A 24,108-nucleotide genomic window follows, 5' to 3' on the forward strand; every position below is an offset into this window, starting at 1 on the left:
CTATTTATAATGCGGAATCCCTGTTCACAACGCCTTCCTTTGTGCCGTAATATGCAGCGTTTTCTCTATCTTTAAGAGGAATGGTATTACTTCCATTTTACCGGTAGCATCTTTAGAATTATCGACAGGCAACTTTATTTCAAATGGATTATCATTTGACCACACCACAATCGAAAGTGTAAGGGCAGCATCTTTTTTACCTGAAAAATGAATGACAACCGGAAAATTCGGACGAGGAGAAGACACAAACGTTGCCGTATCGCCGGAAGCATTTTGTTCAAATCGAACATCGGATTCAAAAATTGCAATATCATTCACTGCACTCAATGTTACGGCAAATGCTTCAATTTTTAACGGTGAATCAATGGTTATAGCCCCGATGCTGCGCTCAAAGTAATTTTCAAATGAGGTACGAACAGTTAAAAAACTATCCGCAGTTTCCGCTGAACCCTGTGTATTACCGCGGGTATAATCCGTTATGCTTTCTTCCGCCGAAGAATCAATATATTTTTTTACAACACTGCTTTCATCACCGTTAAGGTGTTGAATCAACATCCAGCGATTATGAACGTTATTCCTTGTTGCCGGCATAATAAATACCCAAAGCGCTAACACAAGAAACAGCCCACCCATAACCTTACATTGAATCGGTATCCTAAAAAACGGTTTAGTAATTTTTCTTTTCTTATCGATACTAAGACCAAGCCTGATTAAAAACAGATCAAACGGAACAAAAATACAGGCTGATGCAAGGTTGATAAAAAATATGATATGGAACATATACTCGCGATAAAGGATAATATGCGTCACAACCGGCATAAGTGGTAAAAAAAGACACACAATAAATATAATTTGCAGTACAATATTTTTAAAATGATAGGCAGCTAACGAGACAAAATATATCACCATAAAGATAATTGAAAACGAAAGGTTAAAAAATGAAAAAATAAAAATATTCAACAAACAAACAACATGAGCAATAAATCCGTAAATAAAGCGATTGGCTGGAAGTGGAATAAATTTATTAAATGCGGTAACGGTAAACATAAAAAACAGTGCAAACACATATTTAATCAATAGCGCTGTCAATGGAAATGAATTCAGTTCGCTCACAGACGAAAAACGCAGGTAAAAAAGCACTTCCGTTATCTTAGAACCTAAGAAAAAACTGAGCCAATTGACCAAGAAAAAATAGATCGGTATCCACCACAATTTAAATAAATCTTTTACATGTTGATCCCGTTTTTTCCCGAATAAAAAGCTAAAAAACATCAACCATAGCAGGAATACAATTGATGACACAATAAGCGTTATGACTATATGCTGCTCGTTGATGATAATAAGTTTCTTATGCAACTTCAAAACAAAATAATGAGTATCCCATTCATTACTCATACTTTGAATAACTGCCGGTGCAACCGAAGAAAAAAAATCCGATAAATCCGCACCGGTTTCTATTTTTATCGCTGGAATATTCGCCTCATTATAGAGCCGTAAAGCAGAATCATCAGGCAACCAACCGAGACGGTGGAACACAACCGCATTAGTATAAAAATCAATAGGAATATTTTTTTGTTCCAAAGAGGCGTATACCGCCTTTAGGAACCATGCAGGGGTTGTACCTTTCGATGTTCCCGTAATAATCCGCGCGCCATCAGATTTATCGGGGGCAACAAGACATACAGCGGCATTCGGATACGTGATCAAAGTTTGAATTAACGCCTTAGTCCCCTCGTATCGCTTTACAGGAACATCAACCGGTAATTCGGAAATATCATTTTTCGTAATAGCAACAATGATATGGGTATCCGGCGCCTCAGCGGATAATTTTTGCGCATATTTTTGCAGTTGCAGGGTTATAGCAGTAGCTTGATTATCACTGCCTGCCGATGCGGTAAAGACAATAACCTTATCCGTTTTAGGCCCGAATTCATAAAAAATATTTTCTGCAATCAGACCTTGCGCCGGTAAAAGAAGAAAAAAGAATATCCAACACAAACGTACTGCCGGTAACAATACTTTCTGAAATAAATAGTTATGCACGCAGCTCATAAACTGTCATAATCCTGTACCTTACCGGTTGAAAACCATATTTCGATACGCTTATAGGAACGATTTATTCTTCGGACAATAGATGCAGCTTGCTGCCGTGCAGATTCTTCGGCAATGACATCGGGATGATATTTTTTCAATAAGTGTTTCCATGCTTTTTTACAATAGTCAAGCGGAACTCCCGGAAGCACTTGCAGAATGGCAAAATCTTCCGTTAAAGCATTGGGAACGGGTACACGTATCGGTTCAAGTTTTTGTTCAGGTTCTTTGTACGTCCTTTTTTTAGGAACACGCCGTTCTATTTTATTTCCGGCGCTTCGGTATTTACCCTGCCGGCCTTCTATCGCTTGTTCAAAGGGATCCTCATCCGTGCCAAGCCGATCACGCAGCAAACTGCCGAGGGTTTCGTAATAATCCGACATTATCGTATTTTCCTTTCTATAATATCGTCAAACACAGCGCCGGAACCTCCGGTAACATCTTTCTGCAAAACCGATCCGATAAAGTACCGTAAATACTCAGGGGACTCTCCAGCCGTTAAATTCTTTTCGGTTCGTAAAACGGCAATATCGCTGTTTTTTAGCACGGCGCCTTTCTGTAAATCTTTTATATAATGCAGCGAACGATTCGTTTTACCGTAATTATCTTTTTCCGCAGCAGCAAGTTTTTTTTCACCGTCACCGATAATGCGCTGTAGAAAATCTCTAGAATAGCCGTAACCCTGCGCTGCGTTAAAAATATCTTCATCGGACTTACCGGTTAATTCCCTTACAGTTTTTGACATCTGGAAAAACTGCGCGGGTTCCAACGCAACAGGATCATCAAGACCGGCATCGCTGCGGGAAAGACAAATATGCTTTTCAAGAATACAGGCGCCGCTCAATAACCCCGCTATCGGAACTGCAGCAGGATCAAGAGAATGATCACTGATACCGACAGGACTGTTAAACAACATCGACAAGGATTGCAGCACCGCCGTATTATAATCCGTTTCCGGCGCAGGATAGGCCGTTACACAATGAAGCAACGCCCGCATATCGGCAGGTAACCCGTTGCTTTCCAAACAGCTTATAGCACGTTCAATATCTCCAAGCCGAGAGACACCGGTCGAAAGAATAACCGGCAGTCCGAATGAAGCAACACGCTCAAGCAGCGGAAAATGATTGAGTTCCGGCGACGCAATTTTTATAAAAGCCGGATGAAGCTGCCGCAATTCATTGGCAGAACGAAGCCCGAATGCCGAAGCGGAAAAAAGCATTCCAAGCTTATGTGCGTACTGTGCCAATTCACCGTAAAAATCAATACTGCACTCCAGCTCTCTGAAGCGTTCATAGAGAGGAATCCTTCCGGTCGGTAAATTCACAAAACCGGTATCGGGATGCAAAATTTCATCTGCATACACAATCTGAAATTTAACCGCGTCTGCTCCGCTTTCTTTAGCAGCCGCTACCAATTCTTTCGCCTTCTGCAAGCTGCCGTTATGCCCTGTTCCAATCTCCGCAATAATCAACACGTGCTCTTGCGATGAAAATATGTTTTTTCCTACCGTAAACGCTTTTATCATACTGAGCTTAGTATAGTAAAAACCGCCAATTCTGTATATCTCAAAAAATTTTCAGTAGCAGAGCTTTTCAGTCAAACTATTTCGGTAATCAATTCCTCATTTTCTCCACTGTTCATAACCTCTGCATAATCGATGTAAAACTTGTTTATAAGACCTATTCTACTGTGTATATCTTTTTCAGCTGTGCATAATAATACAAATTGTGAACAATTCAAACATCATTATTCAAACGCTAACTAACGACTAAACAATGCTTTAACCTAAATATCAAGAAATTCACAGTGCCTACTATTACTATTACTAAATTTATATTATAATAAAGATAACCTCTTTTTAGGAGAAATCATGAAATTTACATTTACTAAAGAAGTTTTACTAAAAGAAATGGCTATTGCTCAAGAAATCATTTCAAATAAAACAGCAATATCCATACTATCAAACGTCCTGCTCATAGCAAAGGAAGGCAGCTTAACAATCCGTGCAACCGATATAAAAGTAGCCTTTGAAACAAAAATTCCCGTCGATATTGCCGAAGAAGGTGCAACAACCGTATTCTGTGATAAATTTACCAGCATTATCGCTTCAATGCCTTCAGGCGAAATAGAAGCGGAGCAAAAAGACCAAAAACTCATTATCCGTTCCATCAGCAAAAAAGCGAAATTCTCTCTTAAAACTATATCAGATAACGACTTTCCTCCCTTTACCGATTCTTCAAATACTCAGTTCTTTGAAGTTCCCGCAAAAGAATTTAAAGAAATGATAACTCAAACGATTTTCGCTGTTTCCGATGATGAAACTCGTTACTTTATGAACGGTGTCTACATGGAAAAGAAAGAAAATAATCTGATTTTTGCAGCTACCGATGGCAGAAGATTGGCATTTATTCAACATGATTTCGGAATTGCTTTACCTGACTTCAAAGGAAGCATTATTCCTCCTAAAATTCTTTCTATTGTGCAACGTCGATCTTCGGAAGAAGGTATGATTTCTATCGGAATAAGCGAAAAAAATATATTCTTCCGCTTCAATGCTTATAACTTCTCCTCAGTTCTAATAGACGGTCAATTCCCGAACTATGAACGAGTTATTCCCGAATCTCAAGAACATTATTTTGAAGCCCAATGTGATGATTTCTTACAGGCTTTAAAAAGAGTTGCCTTACTTGTAGAACAAAAATCAAAACGGATATTCTTAAAAATTTCTGCCGGTACGCTCTCCATTACGTCAAATGAAAATGAACTTGGAACAGCAAACGAAGAAATTCCCTGTAAATATGAAGGTGAAGAAATAACCATCGCCTTAAACTATATGTATCTTGAAGAACCCCTTAAAGTACTCGGTTCGGAAAATATCCGTATAGAATTTACCGATCCGATGCGTGCAATCACGTTACGGCCGGAAACAGATACTCATTTCTTCCATATCATTATGCCGATGCAAATGGAGTAGTATTTGTGCCGTTTTTGTCGATCTCTCCTTATAACTTCAGGAACCTTGAGGACAAGGCAATTGATCTCTCCGCTCCTGAAGTTTTTTTAGTCGGTCAAAATGGGCAAGGTAAAACAAACCTACTGGAAGCGTTATACCTTGCCGCTTATGGAAATTCCTTTAGAACCAGAAACGAAGCGGAAATATATAAAAAAAATACGAATGAATATAGTATCCGTGTCTTATTTAAAGAAAATGAAGAACGGAGTCATAGAATATCAATTGTTTCAAAAGATAAAAAAAAAATCATAGAAAAAAACTTAAAGAAAATTCACGATAGAAAAGATTTCATTTCAACTATTCCTTGTATTCTTTTTTGCCATGATGACTTGGATTTTGCAACAGGAGCGCCGGAACGCCGCCGTTTTTTTATCGATCAATCTCTTTCTCTGTATGATTCGTCATATATCGATATTCTACGTAACTTTACAAAATTACTAAAATCGCGAAATCTTGTATTAAAAGAAAAAAAGAGCGAAATACTGGATGTTATTGACGCGCAGCTCATTCCTATAGGCATACAAATTATAGAAAAGCGTCGTGCACTTATTGAATCGTTCAATAAAATATTCTCTTCGTTATATGAAAATATCGGTGGGATAGATTCCGTGATGATCGATTACAGTCCTTCATGGAAATCGACGAATTTTGATGAAGTGTTAATCTCATTAATAGAAAAACGGCAGCTCGATTTTACCATGAATACCAGTATGTCAGGGCCTCATCGCGATAAGATACGCTTTATCCGTAATAAAAAGCCTTTTGTACAAACCGCTTCTATGGGGCAGCAACGCTTACTTTCTCTTGTCTTGAGAGCGGCTCAGGCATATTTTTATACGGAAAAGACGAACCGGTTACCCGTATTGCTGATGGATGATGTTCTTTTGGAACTTGATCCTGAAAAACGGAAAAATTTTACCGAGCATTTACCTCGTTATGACCAGCTTATCTGTACATTCCTTCCGGGTGAACCGTATCAAAACTACATACGCGACAAAAGCCGTGTGTATATTGTTTCCGAGGGCAGCTTCCGTGCAGAATGACGTAAAAAAGCTTTCAGAGTTGATTATGAACTATCTTGATAAGGTAGGGCTTTTTGAACAATCAAAAGTACTGGAAGTATATTCATCATGGGCGTCTATTGTCGGAGAAAAACAAGCGGCTCATTCCAAGCTAATCGATATAAAACACCAAATAGCTGTTATTGAAGTTGATCACCCCGGTTGGAGTCAACAGATTTTATTAAACAAGAAATATATTTTGCGCAACTTTCAAAAAAGATATCCTCAGCTGGAAGTTAAGAATATTTCGGTTATTGTTTCATCGCATTACGAGACTTCCCATCAGTTTGGAAATACCGAAAATAGCGGTAAAGCGGTTCCTGATAAGCAAAAAGCAACTGAAAAAGCTGCTGCACTCTCAATACAGCAAAAAATATCACTAGAAACTGATAATGCTACAAAAACGGAATTACCACAAGAAGTACAAAAGGCATTTGAAAGATTGAGGATGTCTATTAGCGAAAGAGATTAGAATAGAAAACAGCGGATGAGGGGAGTCGAACCCCCGTCACGAGCTTGGGAAGCTCGGGTAATAGCCGTTATACGACATCCGCAGAACTTTTAGACAATATCACCTATTAGTATAGTACGTCAAGACGACGCAAAGCGAATAAATGAATACCGATTAGTTTACAATCTAATCGGTATTAGATAGGTTTTTATTTTTTACCCGGAATTCGGTATCTTAAACCAATACCGAAGCGGGTGGCATACCATACATAAGTGTGTATCGTATCATCATAATAATCCTGATGGAAATAAACGGAAATACCGACCGGAGCCCAATCAATAAAAAGGTTAAAATCAGGAATATTACCGAAATTTAATTCCCACCTAACCGGTAATAAAAGATATATTGACCCACCTTTGTAGGTTCCCCCGTAATATGGTGCGGTATAGAAGTCAAAACTACCTCCAATAACCGGACCTAACGATAATGGACAATGTTGATTGCCAAGACCTGATAATACCGGATCAAATACGGTAAAAAGAGCTCCAAGTTGAAGATCAATGTGATTCCAACTAAAAAGACCGCTATAACCGGCAACTAAATCTAATTCCACTAAATCATTAAATTCATGTGAATAAGATAGACCGAACGGTGAACCAATGTATCCACCTATTTTATCCTTTCCTCCATTACCATTACCGCCGCCGGTACCCTTTGCTGCAGCAAAGGTGAATGAGCTTGCTAAAATTGCAAACATACTAATAAAAAGCAGCTTTTTCATATATCCTCCTACTACTCTTAGTACATATTTCTTTTAGATTATCGTCTCTTTCTCGAAATGTCAAGCAAAAGAAGAGAGATAGTATTCCCCCTTGCCTAAGCGGAACTTTTCAAAAATTATTAAGCTAAATCTTTTTACAATAACGATTTATATTTTTACTGTTATAATTAAATTTAAGAAAACTATGCTAGAAGAAATATTGAAGTATTAATTTGAAAAATAATATATGCGTATTGTGAGGTGTGTATATGAGAACTAATATCGTGTTAAACGATGCGCTTGTATCTGAAGCTTTTAAATATTCTGTAAATATTCATATAAAAAAGAATTAGTCGAAGGTGGTTTACACGAATATATTCAAAATCAGAAAATCAACATACCCCGACGCTTGCGTCGGGGTACAATGCTCAATGTTTCGCATTGTATGTTCTATAAGGTGGTTGCAGTCGGCTTTAATACCCTTTGTTACGACGCAAGCGTCGGGGTATTAAACCCTCCGCACGAATAAAAGATATTAGAGATTTGAAAGGTAAAATAGCTTTTTATGAAAATTATAATTATAAAGAAATGCGGATAGGAAAACGATTTATATTTACTGCATGATGACAACGATTTCATAAATATGGCAATGATAATTAACAACTCCGACTTAGAGCATCGGGGTATTAAACGAATAAAAGAATTAAAATTATAAGAATAGAGGTTTTCTTATAATCTCTTATAAAATGTTTCACGTGAAACATTCAAGGAAAGCTGTTTTTGAAATTTATAAAAATAAACAAACTTGATACAAAGCTGTACAGTAGTGGCTGGTTTTAATCCTCTTTATAAATAAACTATTTTTAAACAACTGAAAATCATTACAATGATATAATCTTTATATTCTATTTTGAATACTTAATACTTTCAAAATAAAAAAGCCCTTCAAATATTCGAAGGGCTTTTCGTTAAGATTTCAGTTAAACTTAAAGTTCTTAGAAATAACTATGAATTGATACGTTCTTGGTATTCATTTGATTCGGTGTTGACCAGTATTTTTTCGCCTTGTTTAATAAAGAGCGGAACACGAACAACAAGGCCGGTTTCAGTGGTGATAGGCTTTGTTGCTCCTGACACGGTATCTCCCTTTACATAGTTTTCGCTTTCTGCAACTTCAAACACCATTTTTGCAGGAATTTTTACATCGATAGGGTTGCCTTCCCAAATAAGGATTTCGTATTCATCACCTTCCCGCAGATAATATTTTTTATCGTTGATAATATCTGAAGGAACTGATATCTGATCATAGCTTTCCGTATCCATAAAAAGATAGTTTTCTCCATCTTCATACTGATACTGTCCTTTATGAGTATCTACTGTTGCATCTTCTACAGTGTCGGCTGTTTTAATAGTTTGGGTTAAAACAGCTCCGTCTTTTAAATTCTTCATCTTAACACGAGCAAATGCAGCTCCCTTTCCGGGATTTACAAATTCCCGTTCGACTACCAAATACGGACTACCTTTGTGTAATAATACTGTGCCTTTTGCAATATCGCCGCCTCTAATCATATTTCACCTCATATAAAATAAATTAGTATTTCAAAAATTGCGTGAAGGAAAGTTCAAAAAGTGATAATTTAAAAGGGTTTTCTTTTCTGAACTGTCTGAAATTTTATAAATCGTTATTGTATAATGATTTATTTAATAAACAGACTTGTTTCACAAATAATCTTTTTGAATATACCGAATGAAAAATCATATCAGTTTTTTTTAACTTATACAAGATTGGGATAAAGTTTATCAATTAGATTGAGATTAGCATACAATAAGCATCCCAAACAATGGAATGCAGTTTCAAGGGCAGTTCCTCACTAAAACATAAACAAAGGAATGTTTATTGCCATTGTATCTCCTATAAAAACTTTGTGTTTTTTGAAATTTCCGGGGAAACCTTTTCCGTCATAATTACTGAAGCCGAACGGCTCTTTCGGTATGCCTATTGCATTTGTGTTTAATTTTCCATCGTTGTTGACATCATGGTAAACGCAAAAAGCATAATCGCCGGATTCCAGCGGTATATGATAAACTGCTTTTTCTCCATTTGCCGCTAGTTTGACAGTTCGGTATGGAAGCCGTTTATTAAAACTTTCAGCCGAATTATGAATACTGATAACAATCGTTCCAGAATTTTCTTTTATGCCGGTTATAACGATTTCTACATCATGAAGCGCTTCGTTCTGCGTCGTTTGGGAATACACCAAACCGAGAAGCGTCATACAAAAAAATACGGTAAATATTTTTTTCATATTGTTCCTTCCTTTACATAGTTTTTAAAGAGGCACTGTTCAAATACGTCCGTACCTATAAGCGTGATCGCCTTTGCGGGACAATTGTTTATGCAGCGGTAACATATCGTGCAGTTTCCGGGATAAAACACGGCTTTTTTGTTTTTAATATGCAATGATTTTGAAGGGCAATTTGCCGCGCATGTTCCGCAGCCGATGCAGCGTTTCGCTCGGATATTAAGCCGTTCGCTCAGTTTTTTGGCATGCTGTTTAAACCACAGACGTTGTCCGAACAAACCTACAATTCTGTGTAAAAATGATAAACCGTCTTTCGGATATATTCCTTGTTTTATACCTTCCGCCGTTTGTACAATCTTTTTTTTCGCCGCCGATATGAGCGCGATATTTTCATCGGGCTTTTTTTTCAACAGTTTTACATCGGCAATGCAGTCCGGCATGTGTATGTGTAGGCCGCCCGTAACGGAAGCTCCGCATTTTCGAAGTAGCCGAGCCGCAAGTCCTGCTCCGTCTCCGCTGAAAAGTCCCATTGTCGTAATAACAAAAACGCGCTTTCCGCAAAACATATCGGCATGTTCTAAAATAAATGTTTTTACAATACGCGGAATGTCGCTAAAATAAATAGGGTACCCGAGCGCGATTTCATCCGATATGCGTAAAACATCAAGAGCTTCAGTTGCTTCTATGCTGACAGCTTTGCCGCCGGTCGTTTTTGTCAATACTTCCATGCAGTATTTTGTATTGCCCGTTCCGCTAAAATAAATTCCGTTCATATACTATGCTCCATTATTTTAAAAAGGACGGTTCAAGCAAATCCATAAAATCGGTGATTTTTTCTTTCCAGTTTTTGTCGTAGTGGACATTTTTCATTGTCGCTAACGCAGTAAGGCCGTGTATAAAAGCCCATATCGTTATTACAATGTCGTTTTGCTTTTCCTTCGGATATTGATTTTGCTTGAGTAATGAAAGAACACTGTTTTTATACAGAATAAAAGGACTATAATTTTCCTCATCTGGTATAGATAACGTTAAATCCACCTTTATATCGGATTTGGAATATAAAAACTGAAAATAGGCGGGATTTTCAATAAAAAAAGAAACATAGGCTATACCTAGATTTTTTAACAATCCGGCAGTATCTTTATTTTCACTGATAGCCGTTTCGAGTGCTTTTGAAAAACGCTTGGTGATATGCAGCTGCATTGCATTAAGTAATTCTTCTTTGTTGTGAAAATGACTGTAGGGAGCAGCATGGCTGACTTTGCAAGCTGCGGCAGCTTTTCTTAGCGAAAAAGATTGCAAGCCTTCGGTATTGACGATTTCGATACCCTTTTCAATTAATAGATTTTTTAGATCCTTGCGATGATACGGCAGATTCGATTCACACATAAACACCTTCCTCTCTAATCTTGACATTGTTAAGATGATAGCTAAAAATCTTTACAATGTCAAGATTAGAGCATCAATATTGAAGAGATATCTGATAAATTGTTCCTGAAATTCGCTATCCTCCATAGGCAGAATAGACTTTCATCCCTCTTTTCCACACCATTGTACACGATATACCAAGGATTGTTATCCAGCCGAATGCTTTGCATAAAGAAAAGAGAGCGGAATGCATCGGCATATCATCGAGTAAAAGACTTACCGGAATATGAGAGATAAAGGCAAAGGGGAGGTTTTTTAAAAAGGTAAATACGGATTTTGGTAAAAGGACGAGCGGGAAAATAATACCGGCGGAAATATTTTTAAGTACCCGTATTGAGGTATACAGTGAAGAAACTCGAGAAAAATAAAAACTATAGAGCGCTATCAAAAAATCAATTAAAAAGTTGATAAGATACCCTGTAACTAAAAAAGCTGCAAAAAAGACAATCTTCCATACGGACAACATAAATATAAAATATCTGTGCAGCACAAAATATAAAACCGTAATCGGAAGGGCATTCATAGCAATAAAAACAAAACGATACGGTAAATCGACGGCAAGTTGATACAATGTATAGTTATACGGTTTTATCAGATACTGATTGAGAGAACCGAGTCTTATATCATCTGAAATTTTGAATACGGAAGTTGTCGAAGTAATATTGTATGTAATTAACGTTAAAAAGTAATACGACACTATTCCGCTTGCTTCAAGAGGAATGGTGCTGCTCTGAGCAGTAACGGCAAGCCACAATAAGACATTAACGGTAAAAGGAACGAGCGAAAACAAAAATCCTGAAATAAAATTAGCTCTGTATTCCAATTGATTTGCTAAGCTTATCTTAAAAATTTTATAATAAGTATTCATAATTTTTTCCTATAGTGAATTAAAAATAGTGGCATAAAAAATCACTCATCTGCTTTGTACAATTTTCTGATAACGTCTTCCATGGATATATTTTCAATGGTAATATCGCTTAAATCTTCAATAAACTCATTGGAAATATTTTTTAGTATATCTAAACTTTCAGTTGAATCCGCAGAAATTTTTACCGTATCGTCAGCTGTTTTTTCTGCAGTGCCGATTCCTTTTTGTTGAAGCATAGTTATTATTTTTTCAGCTGCCGGAAATTTTAATTTGAGGATAAAATATTTTTGATTGAGAAAGGTGTTTTTAAAATTAATAAAAGAATCCGAGTATATCTTTTCTCCGTTATTTATTAAAATCAATTCGCTGCAAAGAGAAACAATATCGTTAAAATTATGACTTGTTAATATAAGCGTCGCATGATACGTACTGCAATAGTGCTTTAAAAAATCCCGTATGTTGTATTGCGTAATGACATCAAGGCCTATTGTAGGTTCATCAAGGAAAATGAGTTTCGGTTTATGAATTAAAGCCGCTATCAATTCCATCTTCATCCGTTCCCCCAACGACAGCCGCCTCACCTGAACATTTACCTGTTTTTCTACACCGAGTATTTCAATCATTGTATGCAGCGTTTTTTGATAGTCGGTATTTTCAATTTCATAAATTGTTTTATTAAGTTCAAAAGAATCAATGGCAGGTAGATCCCACCAAAGTTGACTCTTGTTTCCCATCACCATCGAAATTTGCCGCAGATACTCTTTTTTCTTTTCAAAGGGATTATAATGCAAGACATTCAGATTTCCTGTCGTCGGAAGTATTACACCGGATAGCATTTTGAGGGTCGTCGTTTTTCCTGCGCCGTTTAAACCGATTAACCCCGTTATCGAGCCCTGAGTAATTTGAAAAGAAAGATTTTTTACCGCAGGCTTATACAATTTTTCACGTTTAAACAAGTTTTTAATACTGCCTTTCAACCCTGCCTCTTTTTTATAATACGTATAACTTTTGCAAATATTTTCTGCAACAATAATCTTCTCGCTTCTAACTACCCGATCCGACATAACGCTTTACTCCTTTTTTAAAAATAAAATTTGATAATAACAAAAATAGTACATTTAAGATAAAAGCATAGAAAATAGCGCGTACAGATAATTGTTTAACGATGAACAGAACAGGGAAATTAAAGCAAACAAACAAGGGAATAACAAAGGTTAGAATTTTTTGAATCACTTTCGGATATATCTGCATCGGTTTATTTCCAATAGTAATTAATTCCGAGCCTATCCCCATAACAATATCCATCCGCATAAACCAAAAAGCAAGGCTCATCAATATAAACATAATCGAATAAATTAGAAAAAAGCCATTCAGTGAAAGCAGAATATACATCACTCCTTTTAACGGTGTGATAGGGATATTCAATTGTATAAGGCAATATATCAAACCAATAGTGTTGATGGCGATGTTTTTTATTTGCGGAATGTCGAATGCATGGCATGAAATATTAAAGCGCGGATTTAACGGTTTTAATAATATAAAATCCAAGGTGCCGGTATTGATCATTTCGGGCAGTCTTTTTAATCCCGGTACTATCGCAAAAGTAAACACAGAATCCGTCAATCCGCCCTGAAAAGTCAACATCAGCATTTGATATTTATCCCACCCGTTTATCGTGTTGGTATGAATAAAAATTGTGTCTATAAAAATGATATACATAAAAAGCCATACAAGCTCAAAGGTGCCGCCGCTTATAAAATCAAACTTATATTCCAGTAGGTTCATAAGGGAACCTTTAAAATAGGCTTTTAATAGTAGAAGGTATCTTTTCATCATGCTGTACGTTCTTTCCGGAAGAAGCCGGCTTAAAATAAATTGCAACGAATACTATCACAGCACAGCGACAGCTATATGTCGTAATTGGATAAAAAAGTTTGAGAAATTCTTCAGTAAGGGAAATTTCTGTTATGGAGAATACTGCAAAGTGTGTTATAATCAACATACCCCGACGCTTGCGTCGAGGTATGTTGTTCTCAAAAGGTGGTTGCAGTCGGCTTTAATACCCTTTGTTACGGCGCAAGCGTCGGGGTATTAAACCCTCCGCACGAATAAACATAAGATATTACGGAGAAAAACTATGTTTAATATGAAAAAGAACATCACATTGATTATGCTAAGCATTGCACTTTTTACGGGCTTTAATTCTCTGCTTTTTGCAGAAAAAAATAAGGAGAATTCTATGTCCTATGTAGGAAAATGGGTATTTCATTCAATTATGAGTATGGATGAAAGCGGCAGAACTACGTTCCTTAATGCCGAGGAGTATCTAAACACGTTGCCTGATTTCATCGATAAAAATAATACAGCTGCAGTCGAAGAAGAACGACGCGAGAGAAAGACTAGGATAAACTCTGTGTTGGAAATTTGTGAAGACGGTATGATTTATATGCTTATGTCGATTCCTGATAATGTACCTCAAGAAAAAATTGATAAAGCCGTCGAAGCGGAGGTAATCACGCTCCGTCATGGAATGATGATGCTTGGTAAACCTCAGCCTTGGGAAGACAGGAACGGTGAGTTATGGGTACAAATCGGAACGGTTGATTTTTTTGACGGTCAAGGCCAAAAACCTAATTGGGAAAAATGTGTTATCGAAAACGGTCTATTGACATTTGTTACGACCCGTTACAAAAAAGCCGAGTAATCAGGCTTGCAATATGGAGTTAACACAATATGAATAGAAAAATTGTATCGATTATTTTCACTCTTGCCGTTTTAACTGCAGGAGCTTCCGCTCTTTTTGCAGAGGAACCTGTAACGATCAAAACGCTCTTTAAACTCTTACCTGAAAAAGCATTAAAGCCTGTTTTTGATAATTTTAACTTGGATACGGCAAACAGGGATTCGTACATTGAGGTCTGCGATGAGAAAAACCGGTATTTGAGCCTTAAAAGCAAGTACGGTTTCGAAATGTGTTATTGGGATGTAAAAGGCGATAAAAAACTTATTTTGGTAAGTTACGACGGTGCCGACTCTGAAGTCTTTTATCTTTACAATAAAGGCAAAATTTCCGAAACGAACGATTTCGGCATAAAAACAATAAAAGAACAGATCAAAAAAAGCCCTGCATTTCAAGGTATGAATGATTTGATACGTTTTTATCCGCTGCGGGACAACACTTCGCTTGCGGTAATGATAAACCAACTTGATTGTATGATTTTTAAGTGGAAAAATGAAAAATTTGTTCGCATTAGCGACTATGTACTAAAAGAAACCGATGATGAAGCAGATGTTTACAGTATATTATTGAGCGGTTTTGTAAACGCTCTTAATGCCCATGATGCGACTTCTTGTTTGCAGTATATTAAACCTGAATATATCGCATTCCAATGTATGGATATGTTCCAAGGACGGGCTGAACAATTCATTTGTAAACTTATTGCAGGACAAACTGAAAACATTGGCTACATTACACCGAATAGGCTGGAGGATATAAAAAAGGCAACCTACAGCTTAAATCCTAATGCACCCGATAGCAAACCTGAGTTTATGATTATTATTGAACTTATCGGCGGGCGTACCTACACCTATTTTCCCAAGGTTGAAAATATTGAAGAAGCTGAAATATATGGGCTGCCAATTCAATATCTTTATCTTGTCGGAGCGATGGAATAAAAAAGGAACAGCTATATGTCGTAATTGGATAAAAAACTTTTTGCTGTTTTTACAAGTTCCGTTTGATAATCTTTAGGAGATACGACGGTAACTGCATTCCCGAAGCTGAGGAGTAAGGCCTTCCACAACCGTTCTTTTGCAGGAACACGGATATGGGTTTTATATTTTTGAGACGGCAGTGTTTCGATAACGGAGTCGGGAAAATACTCTTCGATGAGGGGAATTTCCGCTTCGGAAAAAACGATTTCTATATCAATGCAGGTCTTGTAATACGCAAGTTCAGCTTCTCTCATCCTCTGCTGTATATCGCCATGATTTGCAGCGGCAGTTTCTTTTGAGATGGCAAGCGTTTGAATCCGTGCAACTTTAAAAGTTCGATACTCTTTTGTTTCTTTAAGGTATGTAAACAAATACCACGCATACCATTTGTAATGAATGGCAAGCGGTTCCGCACAAATATGCGAACTTTTTCCTTCTGAATTACGGTAATCGAATACGATATACTTTTTATCACTTATCGCTTTTTCCAACAGTAGATTGAAATCTTGTACTTTTTTATTTTCTTTTGTAACGCTAAAATCCCAAAAGACTTTTTGCCCGTCTCCTTTTTCAATAATTGCATTGTATTTTTTGATTAAAGAATTTAAGCTCTCGTTTGTGTATGACGTTGCAAGGCTTTCCAACGCATTGGCAATGATTTGCTGTTCGCTGTTTTTGACGGTGAGGTTCTTTATTTTATAATGTTCTAAAACGGCATAACCGCCGTACTTTCCGCCTAATGTATATACCGGTATACCGGCTTCGGCGATACTCGCCATATCGCGCTGAATAGTCCTCACCGATACCTTAAAATACTCGGCTAAGTATTTTGCAGAGACTTTTTCATGATTTAATAAATAGATAATTATTTCAAGAAGTCGTTCCAGTTTCATAGATAAAATTTCAATCGACATCCTCTGCGCGGAGCCTTTGTCAAAACCATACATCCGTGTATAGTTTTGACTGCGATGTTGTTGATATGCCAAAACACCGCTACTGCATGGAGCCACCGCCATCCGTGGCGGTAGAAAAACGGTGGTATAAAATCCTCCGTACGAATCAACAACCCCGACGCAAGCGTCGGGGTATTAAACCCTCCGCACGAATAAAACCGTGCTTATTACCAAATCAATCTCAGCGCTGCAATTATTCCTATTATAATTATAACAACAGCGACGGCTAATTTTCGGCGTGTGCGGTATTCTTGCTCGGTTTTTGAGTTCCGTTTAAGAACGTATCGATCAAAGAGGACGATTGCTGCTATTCCAAGGATAATTAAGATGATAAATCCTATAAGACCATAGCCGGTTTTATCGGAATATCCTATAAGGATATCCGAGCCTGAGCCATCGCCGATAAATATATCTCTTTTCAACTTTAGAAGAATTGCAATAAAAGATATAACGAGGAGGAATAAGAAGATCAGCACAGTAAAAAAGTATTGCCGGTATAACGGATCGTTTTTTGTCTTCATATTTAAAAAGGTTTTGACGGCAATTGAGCCGAGAACGGTAAGCGCAAGGGCATATATAATACAAACAATAATAAGCTGCATTTTTTCTCCATTTCTACTGCAAAACATTGACTTTTTTAGTCATTGTTAGTATCGTCATAAAACCTAATTTTATTATTTATGGATGTGAAAAATGAACAAAAAGATTCTATCTATTATTGCTGCGGCACTTCTTGTGTTTTCTTTTACAGTAAGCTGTAAAAAACAACCGGCATCCGAGGCTGCTGCTCAAGCAGAAGGTGCCAACGCCGAAGAAACAAAAACAGAGAAAGAAAAAGAACTTCCTCCTCCGACGAAAAAAGAAATCGGCTATGCATTCGGCGTTATGATGGGCACATCGCTTAAAGACTTTAAGCTGGATGTTGATTATGGTGAATTGGTAAAAGGTTTAAAGGATGTCGAAAAAAATAAGGAAGTAGATATTACTGCCGCACAGAAGGTATTACAGCGGGCAAGTGAAGCTGCTTATAAGAAAGAAGCGGCAGAAAACTTGGCAAAAGAAACAGAATTTCTGGAAAAAAATGCAAAAAATGACGGTGTAAAGACAACCGAAAGCGGTTTGCAATATGAGGTTATGACCGAAGGAACCGGTGCTATTCCGCTTATTACTGATACGGTAAAAGTGCATTATAAAGGGACTTTGCTGGACGGTACGGTTTTTGACAGTTCCTACGACCGCGGAAATCCCGTTGAGTTTCCATTAAACGCAGTTATTCCCGGTTGGACGGAAGGTTTGCAGCTGATGAAAGTCGGTTCAAAATATAAGCTTTATATCCCCTCTAAGATTGCTTATGGAGAACGCGGTGTTCCGCAGGTTATCCCGCCGAATTCAACGTTAATTTTCGAAGTTGAACTATTGGAAATTCTCCCGCCGGAAGCAGAAAAATCGGCAGAATAAGCATAAAAAATGACAGAAAAGCCGCCCGATATCAGGTGTTATTTGGTATCGGGCGGCTTTTTTTATAACCTTTCCGTTAGCCTTTTAAAAATAGGTGAGGCATATCCAAGGCGCGAGAATAAATTAACCGCAAGCACGATAAAAAATGTACATCCTCGTTCATTTTATACCTGTGAGATTTGCATTTCGCAAATCTCATTTCTGATTAGAACCATCGCCATCCGTGGCGAAAATGATACGTTGAGGATTTATTGCAGTAGCGGAATGGATGCCTCTGGTTTAAACAGAAGCGATATTTTGACTGTGCCGAAACTCGCGGTGATGTCGAAAAAGTAACCAACTTTTGAGACATCACCATGCGACGAAGGAGATGTCCGCATATTTTTGAAAGGAAAGGTTTGACAAAGCTATACCGATGTTGGATACTTAAACTATGAACATTGCAAATTTTTTTACCGCAACAAGAATGGTTGCAGCCCCTCTTTTTATTTGTATCTATTATCTTCCTCATTATGTAGGCATATCGGAACAAACGGTAATGCTTATTCTTATACCGCTGTTTATTTATATGGAGTTTACCGATTTTTTAGATGGATACTACGCCCGTAAGTTGAAGCAAGTGAGCGATTTCGGTAAGTTATTCGACCCTTTTGCGGATGTATTTGCAAATCTGACGGTGTTGTTGGCGTTTATGCTGTCAGGTTATGTGCCGCTGCCTGTTTTTATCATTATTTTATATCGTGAGTTAAATATTTTATTTTTACGGATGCTTGCACGGGGCAACGGTATTACCATCAGTGCGAAAAAAGGCGGTAAGACTAAAACGGTATGTTATATCCTCGCCGAAGGTTTTACGCTGCTTATTGAACTGCTTATTGTATTTTCACTTGCAGAAAAATCCGTTACCGATATGATGATTATTATTAACAAAGGTATTTACTGGGTCGCAGCCTTATTGTCGATTGGCTCGTTTATTGACTACCTTGTATCATATAGGAAGAGTATCCGTGTCGTACACTAAAAGTTCTTGCATTCTCGCACAGTTCGCCCTATAATAATTTTTATATTGAGTTGCAAAATCGAATTACCGCAGCAACCTGTTGAAATAACGGAGCGGCTACCGCATCGTACGGCAAAAAAATGTCCTCAACCTATCAAAGATACACCTGTGGTACTTTTTTGCCGAGCTTTTTGTATCTATCTCCGCTATTTGCAAAAGACTGGCGGCAGGCTTTTATCCAAGAATTACAGTCTATTATTCTGCGGGGGACAGTTCGATACGTTTGCTATGCGCAAAGGGCTTGATACACCCATAACCGGCAATACAATCACTCGACACTCGACTAGTCTAACTTCTTTTCACAACAAGTAAAAAAGTACATTTATTTCCTCATTGATACATAAAACGCACAATCGGGCTTTTTTACCCATTTGTGCGTTTTTTCGTATATAGACGGTTTGTCCGCGCTTTTCGGCTGGTCATGTCCAAAAGAATTATTTAATACAAAGGATGTTTTGGAGAGCGGTACGCCCATTACCGGCAATAGTTTTGAGGTAAGCGACAACGGCAAGTATTCCGTGGGTGTTCAGGATAATGAGGGCAGAAGGGAAGTTAAAATTATTGAGATTACCAACATCGACAAAGAGCCGCCTGCAAAGGTTAAAAGCCTTTCTGCGGTCTACACTTCGGGAAAGATTATCGTAACATGGACGAATCCTACAGACAGTGATCTTGCCGGACTTACCTTGAGCTGGAAAAAAGGAGGCGGAGATGCAACGGATGTGCCGCTTACAAAAGACAAAACCGGCTATGAAATTTCCGGCATCCCTGCGGACGAAAGTACATACGCTATTACCGTTTCTGCAAAGGATGACGCCGGAAACGAAAGCGAACCGGCTTCGGTATCCGTTACCGCTTCGCTGGGGCCTTCCCTGACCGGCATCGAATTGAGCCGTACGCACCTTGTCTATAACGACACCGACCTCACGATAACGGCAACGCTTAAAGGAAACAATTTTGACCTTATCGCAAGTCAAAGCAACCCGACGGTAAAAGCCGGTATCTTTAAAGACAACGCTCTTCAAAGCACGCTGGTAGGCAGCCTTCAAAGCGCTACGGTAGATGCCCCGAACAATAAGGCAACGGTAATGCTTACCGCTCCGCACCTTTCTTCATACGAAGCGACTGTAGAAGGAGCAGTATACACGGTAAAGGTAAAACTGTGCGGAACATATCAAAGCGTAACCGAAACCTTTGTCATCTCCAAAGAAGCGCGTCTTACCACCCAGCCCAAATTGAGCGTAACACAGATAGCTTCAAGCGAGGTAACGTCTTCGAGTAAAACGCAAATCACGATCGAAGGCATCAATCTCGATATTGCAGGCGGCATCACCGTACAGCTCTATGACAGTAATGGAGCCGCTTACGGAAGCGCGGCGCCGATTGATACGTCGCATACGGGACGCGAGCTTACAACGCTTACGGCAGATATTCCCGTCCCATCGGAAGAAGGAGTGTTTACCGCGAAAGTGTTGTTCGGCGGAGTTATTCAAACATTATATTATGACGGTTCTTCCTACTATACAAATACCGTAACCCATCCGGCTATCCAAGTGTACGGCAGCCCGAAATTCACCTCGTTTACGATTCCCAATGCGGGTATTTCTAAAGAAGATGCCGCTGTAATGGCGGTCGTGAAGGGAGCGAATTTTAAAGCGCCGGGAATTAGTGCATCGGATTTTTCGGTAAGCTGCGCAACAGCTTTAATCACCGATAGCTCGGCGATTACGATTATAGACAATGCTACGCTGAAAGTGGGCCTTACCATACCGGGAACAGCGGACAACTACACGGTTACAGTAACTTGCGGAAGTGCAAGCATAGCAGGAACCTTTTCCGTCAAAGACTACACCGGCTGGACACCGGGGAAAATCGTGCTTGCGGATAAAACGCTTAAATCCAAAGATGAGTATACCGCGATAGACTCAAACAATCCTCCCGTCGCGATTATCTGCAGAGTGGACCGATATGGAGCAGCTCTGGGTATCGCCCTCCATAGAAGCCCGTCAGGTTTAAAATGGGCAAAGGATGGAAGTACCGGTTATAATACGATGTTTAAAGGTATAATCTGTACACCCCAAGGAAGCAATGCCTCAACGGAGACCTTTACCGGGGACATTGACGGAAGCGATAACTGGGATTATATATGCGGCATTGACCCTGAAGGGACGGTAAATGCAGCGGAAAACTATCCTGCCTTCCATTGGGTGAATCAGTATAATGCAGCGTATGCAGACAAGCTGGGCGGTACAAACTTTGCATGGTATATGCCCAGCCTTGCGGAGCTGTGCGGGGTGTATAGGAACCGTGAGGTAATCAATGAGAGCCTTGCAAAAATACACGGTCTGGAAAGCTCCTATGCCGATTCAAGTTTCGGTAACTCATGGTATTGGTCGTCGTCGCTGTTTGCTTCTCTCAATAGTAAGGACGCGTGGCTAGTCCATTTCTACAATGGCAGTGTGGACTTCAAGTACGTCAAGTTCAATTATAATCGTGTTTGTTGTCTGGCAGGTCTCTAACCGGTTAGGGGAAGACTTTTCTTTTTTTTCGATAAAAAGAAAAGTCTTCCCCTACGACCCCATCTAAAGAAAAACGGCGACTTAGGGCTCTGCCCTAAGAACCCGCTTACGAACCGCTCCGTATAGGGTGGGAACGATATAAAAGGAGTTTTTATGGCTATGGGTATTTGTTTGGACGAAGAGTTAAATGTTGCGTTAAAGTATATGTTTAGAAAAAAGCTGTTAGATGCAATCGCAAAGAACGACAAAGATTTGTTTAAAAACTGCGTAGAACAGATTGGAAAAGATTGGCATGTCAGCCGTACCGTCAAAAAGGTAGACCGACAGGTGTTTTATGAAGATATCTGGAGAAGCAGAGAAGATATCCTGTCAAATAAATATGAATGGAATAAATCAAAATATAATGCTTACAGCTACGAAAGCAAAATTTGCTTTTTAATTAATCCGCTGTATTATAAAGTCATTTATGATTCGCAAAATTCGGAAGCGCTTGCTCAGTATTATGAACGTATTGACCGATCGAAATGGCAAAAAAGTGTGGAACAATACTATAGTGAAACACTACACTTTGCTCCCCAAAAGGAATCGGATATAGACCGTATCTTTAGGGAAGATTTTAAGCTTTGGGCAAGCGGTAAAGAAAAAATCTGGCGCTTTATCGAGGATGGCAAAATTATCTATAAGCGGGGATTTACGGAGGAGGAAGCACAGAATAACTAAGCGTTATTGGTGTAGCGAATAAAACAGTAACGAATAGCCGGTCTTTGATGTGGCAAAATGGCAGAAAGCATTAAATGCTGTTATACTATTAGTATGAGCTTTCCACGCAGACTGCCGATTGGCGTACAGAGTTTTAAAGTATTACAGAATGACCATTATCTCTATGATAGATAAAACTGACTATCTTTTCCGATTAGTACAAGGCGGTCGTGTTTATTTTCTCAGCCGTCCGCGCCGTTTCGGTAAAAGTTTCTTTCTTTCAACCTTAGCAGCATATTTTCTCGGGCAAAAAGAGCTGTTCAAAGATCTCTCTATTGAAAAAGCGGAAGAGGAGCAAGCTGTACAAGAAAAGAGAACCGCTGTTTTTGTAAGATGCGTAATAATCCATTGCGATGGTATCTCCTTGGTAGTATTTTTGCTTAATCTATTTTGCCTAACCGGTTCCGCTTAGGCAAGGGGGATACCATCTCTCTTCTCTGTCCATCTATTTGCAAAAGTTCCCTTGATTTTTTCCCAATACGTGGTATAATTATACTAATAGGCCTAAGTGATTAGGTCATCTCTAAAAACTCGGTTAGATTTTTAGAGATGACCGACGAGTTTTTGTTTAAGTCTTTATGATATAATAACTTAAACAAAAATATCGCAAATTAAATCTAAGGAAAACCTCTAAAAACGGATTCGCAATCCGCGTTAGCGGATACGATAATTATTCCTTGCAGAACAAGCCGATAGGCTTGCAGTTTTTAGAGGTTCCCATTATTACAATGAAAGTAACGCGTATTTTTATTTTTGGTATTATATGTTTCGCTTCAGTATTCCTCGTTTTATGGTCGTCCGATAGCGGCAAAAATGACGCTTTCGACCATGGTGTGGGAGGCGGCACCTCTCTACCTGCTGAACTACCGGAAGAACATGAGGCGTCTTCTACTCCTCAGTCCTTGTATTATCGGGCATATTCGGTTAAACAAGGTGATATAGTTGGCACCATCGCTGCCGAATATGGGGTAAGTCAGGATGCGATTATCAGCCTTAATAAACTCAAAAATACGCGGACATTGCAAATCGGACAGATATTAAAGATTCCGTCGATAGACGGTATTTCCTATACGGTAAAAAAAGGCGATACGCCCGAAGCTATTGCCGATAAATACAAAATCTCCTTGGAAAAACTCGCAACAATAAATACGCTCACCGATAATACGATAGAAACAGCTTCCGTTATCTTTTTACCTGATGCCAAACTCGATTGGGCTACCTTGCAGGAAATCAACGGAGACCTTTTCCGAAGACCGCTGCATAGCAGTTATTATATCACTTCCCGTTACGGCTGGCGTGATAATCCGTTCCTGAACGGTCAGCGGAGTTTCCATAACGGTATGGATATGGCCGCTCCTAAGGGTACTGCCGTTTATGCGGCATTGAACGGACAAGTTATCGCGACCGGATACAGCACGGTATATGGAAATTATGTGATGATTCGCCATCATTCGGGATACCAGACGCTGTACGGACACCTTAATACGATCCTTACTTCCAAAGGTAGTTTTGTTTCCGTGTCTTCAAAGATTGGGACAGTTGGAAACACTGGAATGAGTACGGGGCCGCACCTTCATTTTACCGTTTATCGAAACGGAGCAACGCTTAACCCTGCCGGTCTATTAAATTAGCGTCACGCTATAAAACGATTGCAGCTTTCATAATAATTG

General features: G+C 38.7%; 24 protein-coding genes, 1 tRNA gene and 1 pseudogene. 12 read left to right on the forward strand and 14 right to left on the reverse strand.

The features are described from left to right. Positions 1-24: 24 nt before the first annotated feature. Genes DWB79_RS03975 through DWB79_RS03985 form a run of 3 tightly spaced genes read right to left on the reverse strand, consistent with a single transcriptional unit; the run spans position 25 to position 3,616 of the window. Positions 25-2,052, reverse strand: a complete 2,028-nt coding sequence (locus tag DWB79_RS03975) for a hypothetical protein (RefSeq protein WP_016522757.1) — start codon at positions 2,050-2,052, stop codon at positions 25-27. Further along, complete coding sequence (locus DWB79_RS03980) at positions 2,049-2,474, reverse strand: J domain-containing protein (protein WP_016522758.1); 426 nt, start codon at positions 2,472-2,474, stop codon at positions 2,049-2,051. Before DWB79_RS03980 ends, DWB79_RS03975 begins: the two co-directional genes overlap by 4 nt. Then, the gene (locus DWB79_RS03985; RefSeq protein WP_016522759.1) at positions 2,474-3,616 is read right to left on the reverse strand and encodes an N-acetylneuraminate synthase family protein; all 1,143 of its coding nucleotides are present in this window, start codon (positions 3,614-3,616) and stop codon (positions 2,474-2,476) included. The genes DWB79_RS03980 and DWB79_RS03985 overlap by 1 nt, the downstream gene beginning before the upstream one ends. A gap of 345 nt (positions 3,617-3,961) precedes the next feature. Here DWB79_RS03985 and dnaN point away from each other — a divergent pair, with 345 nt between their 5' ends. From dnaN to DWB79_RS04000, 3 genes are read left to right on the forward strand one after another with little or no spacing between them, the layout of a single operon-like run. Beyond that, positions 3,962-5,065: a DNA polymerase III subunit beta gene (gene dnaN / locus DWB79_RS03990; RefSeq protein WP_016522760.1), complete on the forward strand. Its 1,104-nt coding sequence runs from the start codon at positions 3,962-3,964 to the stop codon at positions 5,063-5,065. A 5-nt stretch (positions 5,066-5,070) separates the two neighbouring features. Next, positions 5,071-6,147 (forward strand): DNA replication/repair protein RecF, encoded by a 1,077-nt coding sequence (gene recF, locus DWB79_RS03995; RefSeq protein WP_016522761.1) that lies wholly within the window; start codon positions 5,071-5,073, stop codon positions 6,145-6,147. Between the two features lie 25 nt (positions 6,148-6,172). Next, positions 6,173-6,637, forward strand: coding sequence for a DciA family protein (locus DWB79_RS04000; RefSeq protein WP_245541293.1), 465 nt, complete (start codon positions 6,173-6,175; stop codon positions 6,635-6,637). A 10-nt stretch (positions 6,638-6,647) separates the two neighbouring features. Here the strand turns inward: DWB79_RS04000 and DWB79_RS04005 are convergent. Further along, positions 6,648-6,719 (reverse strand) — tRNA-Gly (locus DWB79_RS04005). A 105-nt stretch (positions 6,720-6,824) separates the two neighbouring features. After that, on the reverse strand, positions 6,825-7,397 hold the full coding sequence (locus tag DWB79_RS04010; protein WP_016522763.1) for a hypothetical protein: 573 nt from the start codon (positions 7,395-7,397) through the stop codon (positions 6,825-6,827). A gap of 248 nt (positions 7,398-7,645) precedes the next feature. On the opposite strand from DWB79_RS04010, the gene DWB79_RS12265 reads away from it, so the two are divergent. After that, a complete protein-coding gene (locus tag DWB79_RS12265; protein WP_420825629.1) occupies positions 7,646-7,729 on the forward strand; it encodes a type II toxin-antitoxin system VapB family antitoxin in 84 nt (27 codons plus the stop codon). Between the two features lie 652 nt (positions 7,730-8,381). On the opposite strand, the gene efp is transcribed toward DWB79_RS12265, so the two are convergent. The 7 genes from efp to DWB79_RS04050 all read right to left on the reverse strand — a co-directional run bounded on the left by efp (position 8,382) and on the right by DWB79_RS04050 (position 13,808). Then, positions 8,382-8,945: an elongation factor P gene (gene efp, locus DWB79_RS04020; protein ID WP_016522764.1), complete on the reverse strand. Its 564-nt coding sequence runs from the start codon at positions 8,943-8,945 to the stop codon at positions 8,382-8,384. Between the two features lie 302 nt (positions 8,946-9,247). Beyond that, entirely contained in the window at positions 9,248-9,682 is a 435-nt protein-coding gene (locus DWB79_RS04025; protein WP_016522765.1) for a DUF2141 domain-containing protein, read from the reverse strand. Then, positions 9,679-10,452, reverse strand: coding sequence for an EFR1 family ferrodoxin (locus tag DWB79_RS04030; RefSeq protein WP_016522766.1), 774 nt, complete (start codon positions 10,450-10,452; stop codon positions 9,679-9,681). Before DWB79_RS04030 ends, DWB79_RS04025 begins: the two co-directional genes overlap by 4 nt. 13 nt (positions 10,453-10,465) lie before the next feature. Then, positions 10,466-11,068, reverse strand: a complete 603-nt coding sequence (locus DWB79_RS04035; protein WP_016522767.1) for a TetR/AcrR family transcriptional regulator — start codon at positions 11,066-11,068, stop codon at positions 10,466-10,468. 115 nt (positions 11,069-11,183) lie between these two features. Then, a complete protein-coding gene (locus DWB79_RS04040) occupies positions 11,184-11,975 on the reverse strand; it encodes an ABC transporter permease (protein WP_016522768.1) in 792 nt (263 codons plus the stop codon). A gap of 41 nt (positions 11,976-12,016) precedes the next feature. Next, complete coding sequence (locus DWB79_RS04045) at positions 12,017-13,039, reverse strand: ABC transporter ATP-binding protein (protein ID WP_016522769.1); 1,023 nt, start codon at positions 13,037-13,039, stop codon at positions 12,017-12,019. Next, positions 13,020-13,808, reverse strand: a complete 789-nt coding sequence (locus DWB79_RS04050; protein WP_040859410.1) for an ABC transporter permease — start codon at positions 13,806-13,808, stop codon at positions 13,020-13,022. The genes DWB79_RS04045 and DWB79_RS04050 overlap by 20 nt, the downstream gene beginning before the upstream one ends. A gap of 304 nt (positions 13,809-14,112) precedes the next feature. Between DWB79_RS04050 and DWB79_RS04055 the strand changes: the two genes are divergently transcribed. Both DWB79_RS04055 and DWB79_RS04060 read left to right on the forward strand, forming a co-directional pair. Continuing rightward, on the forward strand, positions 14,113-14,679 hold the full coding sequence (locus tag DWB79_RS04055) for a hypothetical protein (RefSeq protein WP_016522771.1): 567 nt from the start codon (positions 14,113-14,115) through the stop codon (positions 14,677-14,679). Positions 14,680-14,708: 29 nt separating this feature from the next. Further along, positions 14,709-15,650, forward strand: a complete 942-nt coding sequence (locus DWB79_RS04060) for a hypothetical protein (RefSeq protein ID WP_016522772.1) — start codon at positions 14,709-14,711, stop codon at positions 15,648-15,650. Positions 15,651-15,661: 11 nt separating this feature from the next. Here DWB79_RS04060 and DWB79_RS04065 read toward each other — a convergent pair whose 3' ends face one another. Continuing rightward, entirely contained in the window at positions 15,662-16,582 is a 921-nt protein-coding gene (locus DWB79_RS04065; protein ID WP_040859412.1) for a helix-turn-helix transcriptional regulator, read from the reverse strand. Between the two features lie 227 nt (positions 16,583-16,809). Further along, positions 16,810-17,244 (reverse strand): hypothetical protein, encoded by a 435-nt coding sequence (locus DWB79_RS04070; RefSeq protein WP_016522774.1) that lies wholly within the window; start codon positions 17,242-17,244, stop codon positions 16,810-16,812. Between the two features lie 91 nt (positions 17,245-17,335). On the opposite strand from DWB79_RS04070, the gene DWB79_RS04075 reads away from it, so the two are divergent. From DWB79_RS04075 to DWB79_RS04100, 6 genes and pseudogenes are all read left to right on the forward strand, one after another. Beyond that, the gene (locus tag DWB79_RS04075) at positions 17,336-18,100 is read left to right on the forward strand and encodes a BamJ family beta-barrel-assembly machinery protein (protein ID WP_016522775.1); all 765 of its coding nucleotides are present in this window, start codon (positions 17,336-17,338) and stop codon (positions 18,098-18,100) included. A gap of 433 nt (positions 18,101-18,533) precedes the next feature. Then, a complete protein-coding gene (pgsA, locus tag DWB79_RS04080) occupies positions 18,534-19,121 on the forward strand; it encodes a CDP-diacylglycerol--glycerol-3-phosphate 3-phosphatidyltransferase (RefSeq protein WP_016522776.1) in 588 nt (195 codons plus the stop codon). Between the two features lie 437 nt (positions 19,122-19,558). Beyond that, on the forward strand, positions 19,559-21,679 hold the full coding sequence (locus DWB79_RS04085) for an Lcl C-terminal domain-containing protein (RefSeq protein WP_252722498.1): 2,121 nt from the start codon (positions 19,559-19,561) through the stop codon (positions 21,677-21,679). 153 nt (positions 21,680-21,832) lie between these two features. Continuing rightward, a complete protein-coding gene (locus DWB79_RS04090) occupies positions 21,833-22,399 on the forward strand; it encodes a hypothetical protein (protein WP_016522778.1) in 567 nt (188 codons plus the stop codon). A gap of 93 nt (positions 22,400-22,492) precedes the next feature. Then, positions 22,493-22,760: pseudogene (locus DWB79_RS04095) on the forward strand (AAA family ATPase); the annotation flags it as partial. 406 nt (positions 22,761-23,166) lie between these two features. After that, a complete protein-coding gene (locus DWB79_RS04100) occupies positions 23,167-24,069 on the forward strand; it encodes a M23 family metallopeptidase (protein ID WP_016522780.1) in 903 nt (300 codons plus the stop codon). Positions 24,070-24,108: the final 39 nt, after the last annotated feature.

Origin of the sequence: Treponema medium, assembly GCF_017161265.1 — a bacterium.
Lineage (GTDB): Bacteria > Spirochaetota > Spirochaetia > Treponematales > Treponemataceae > Treponema > Treponema medium.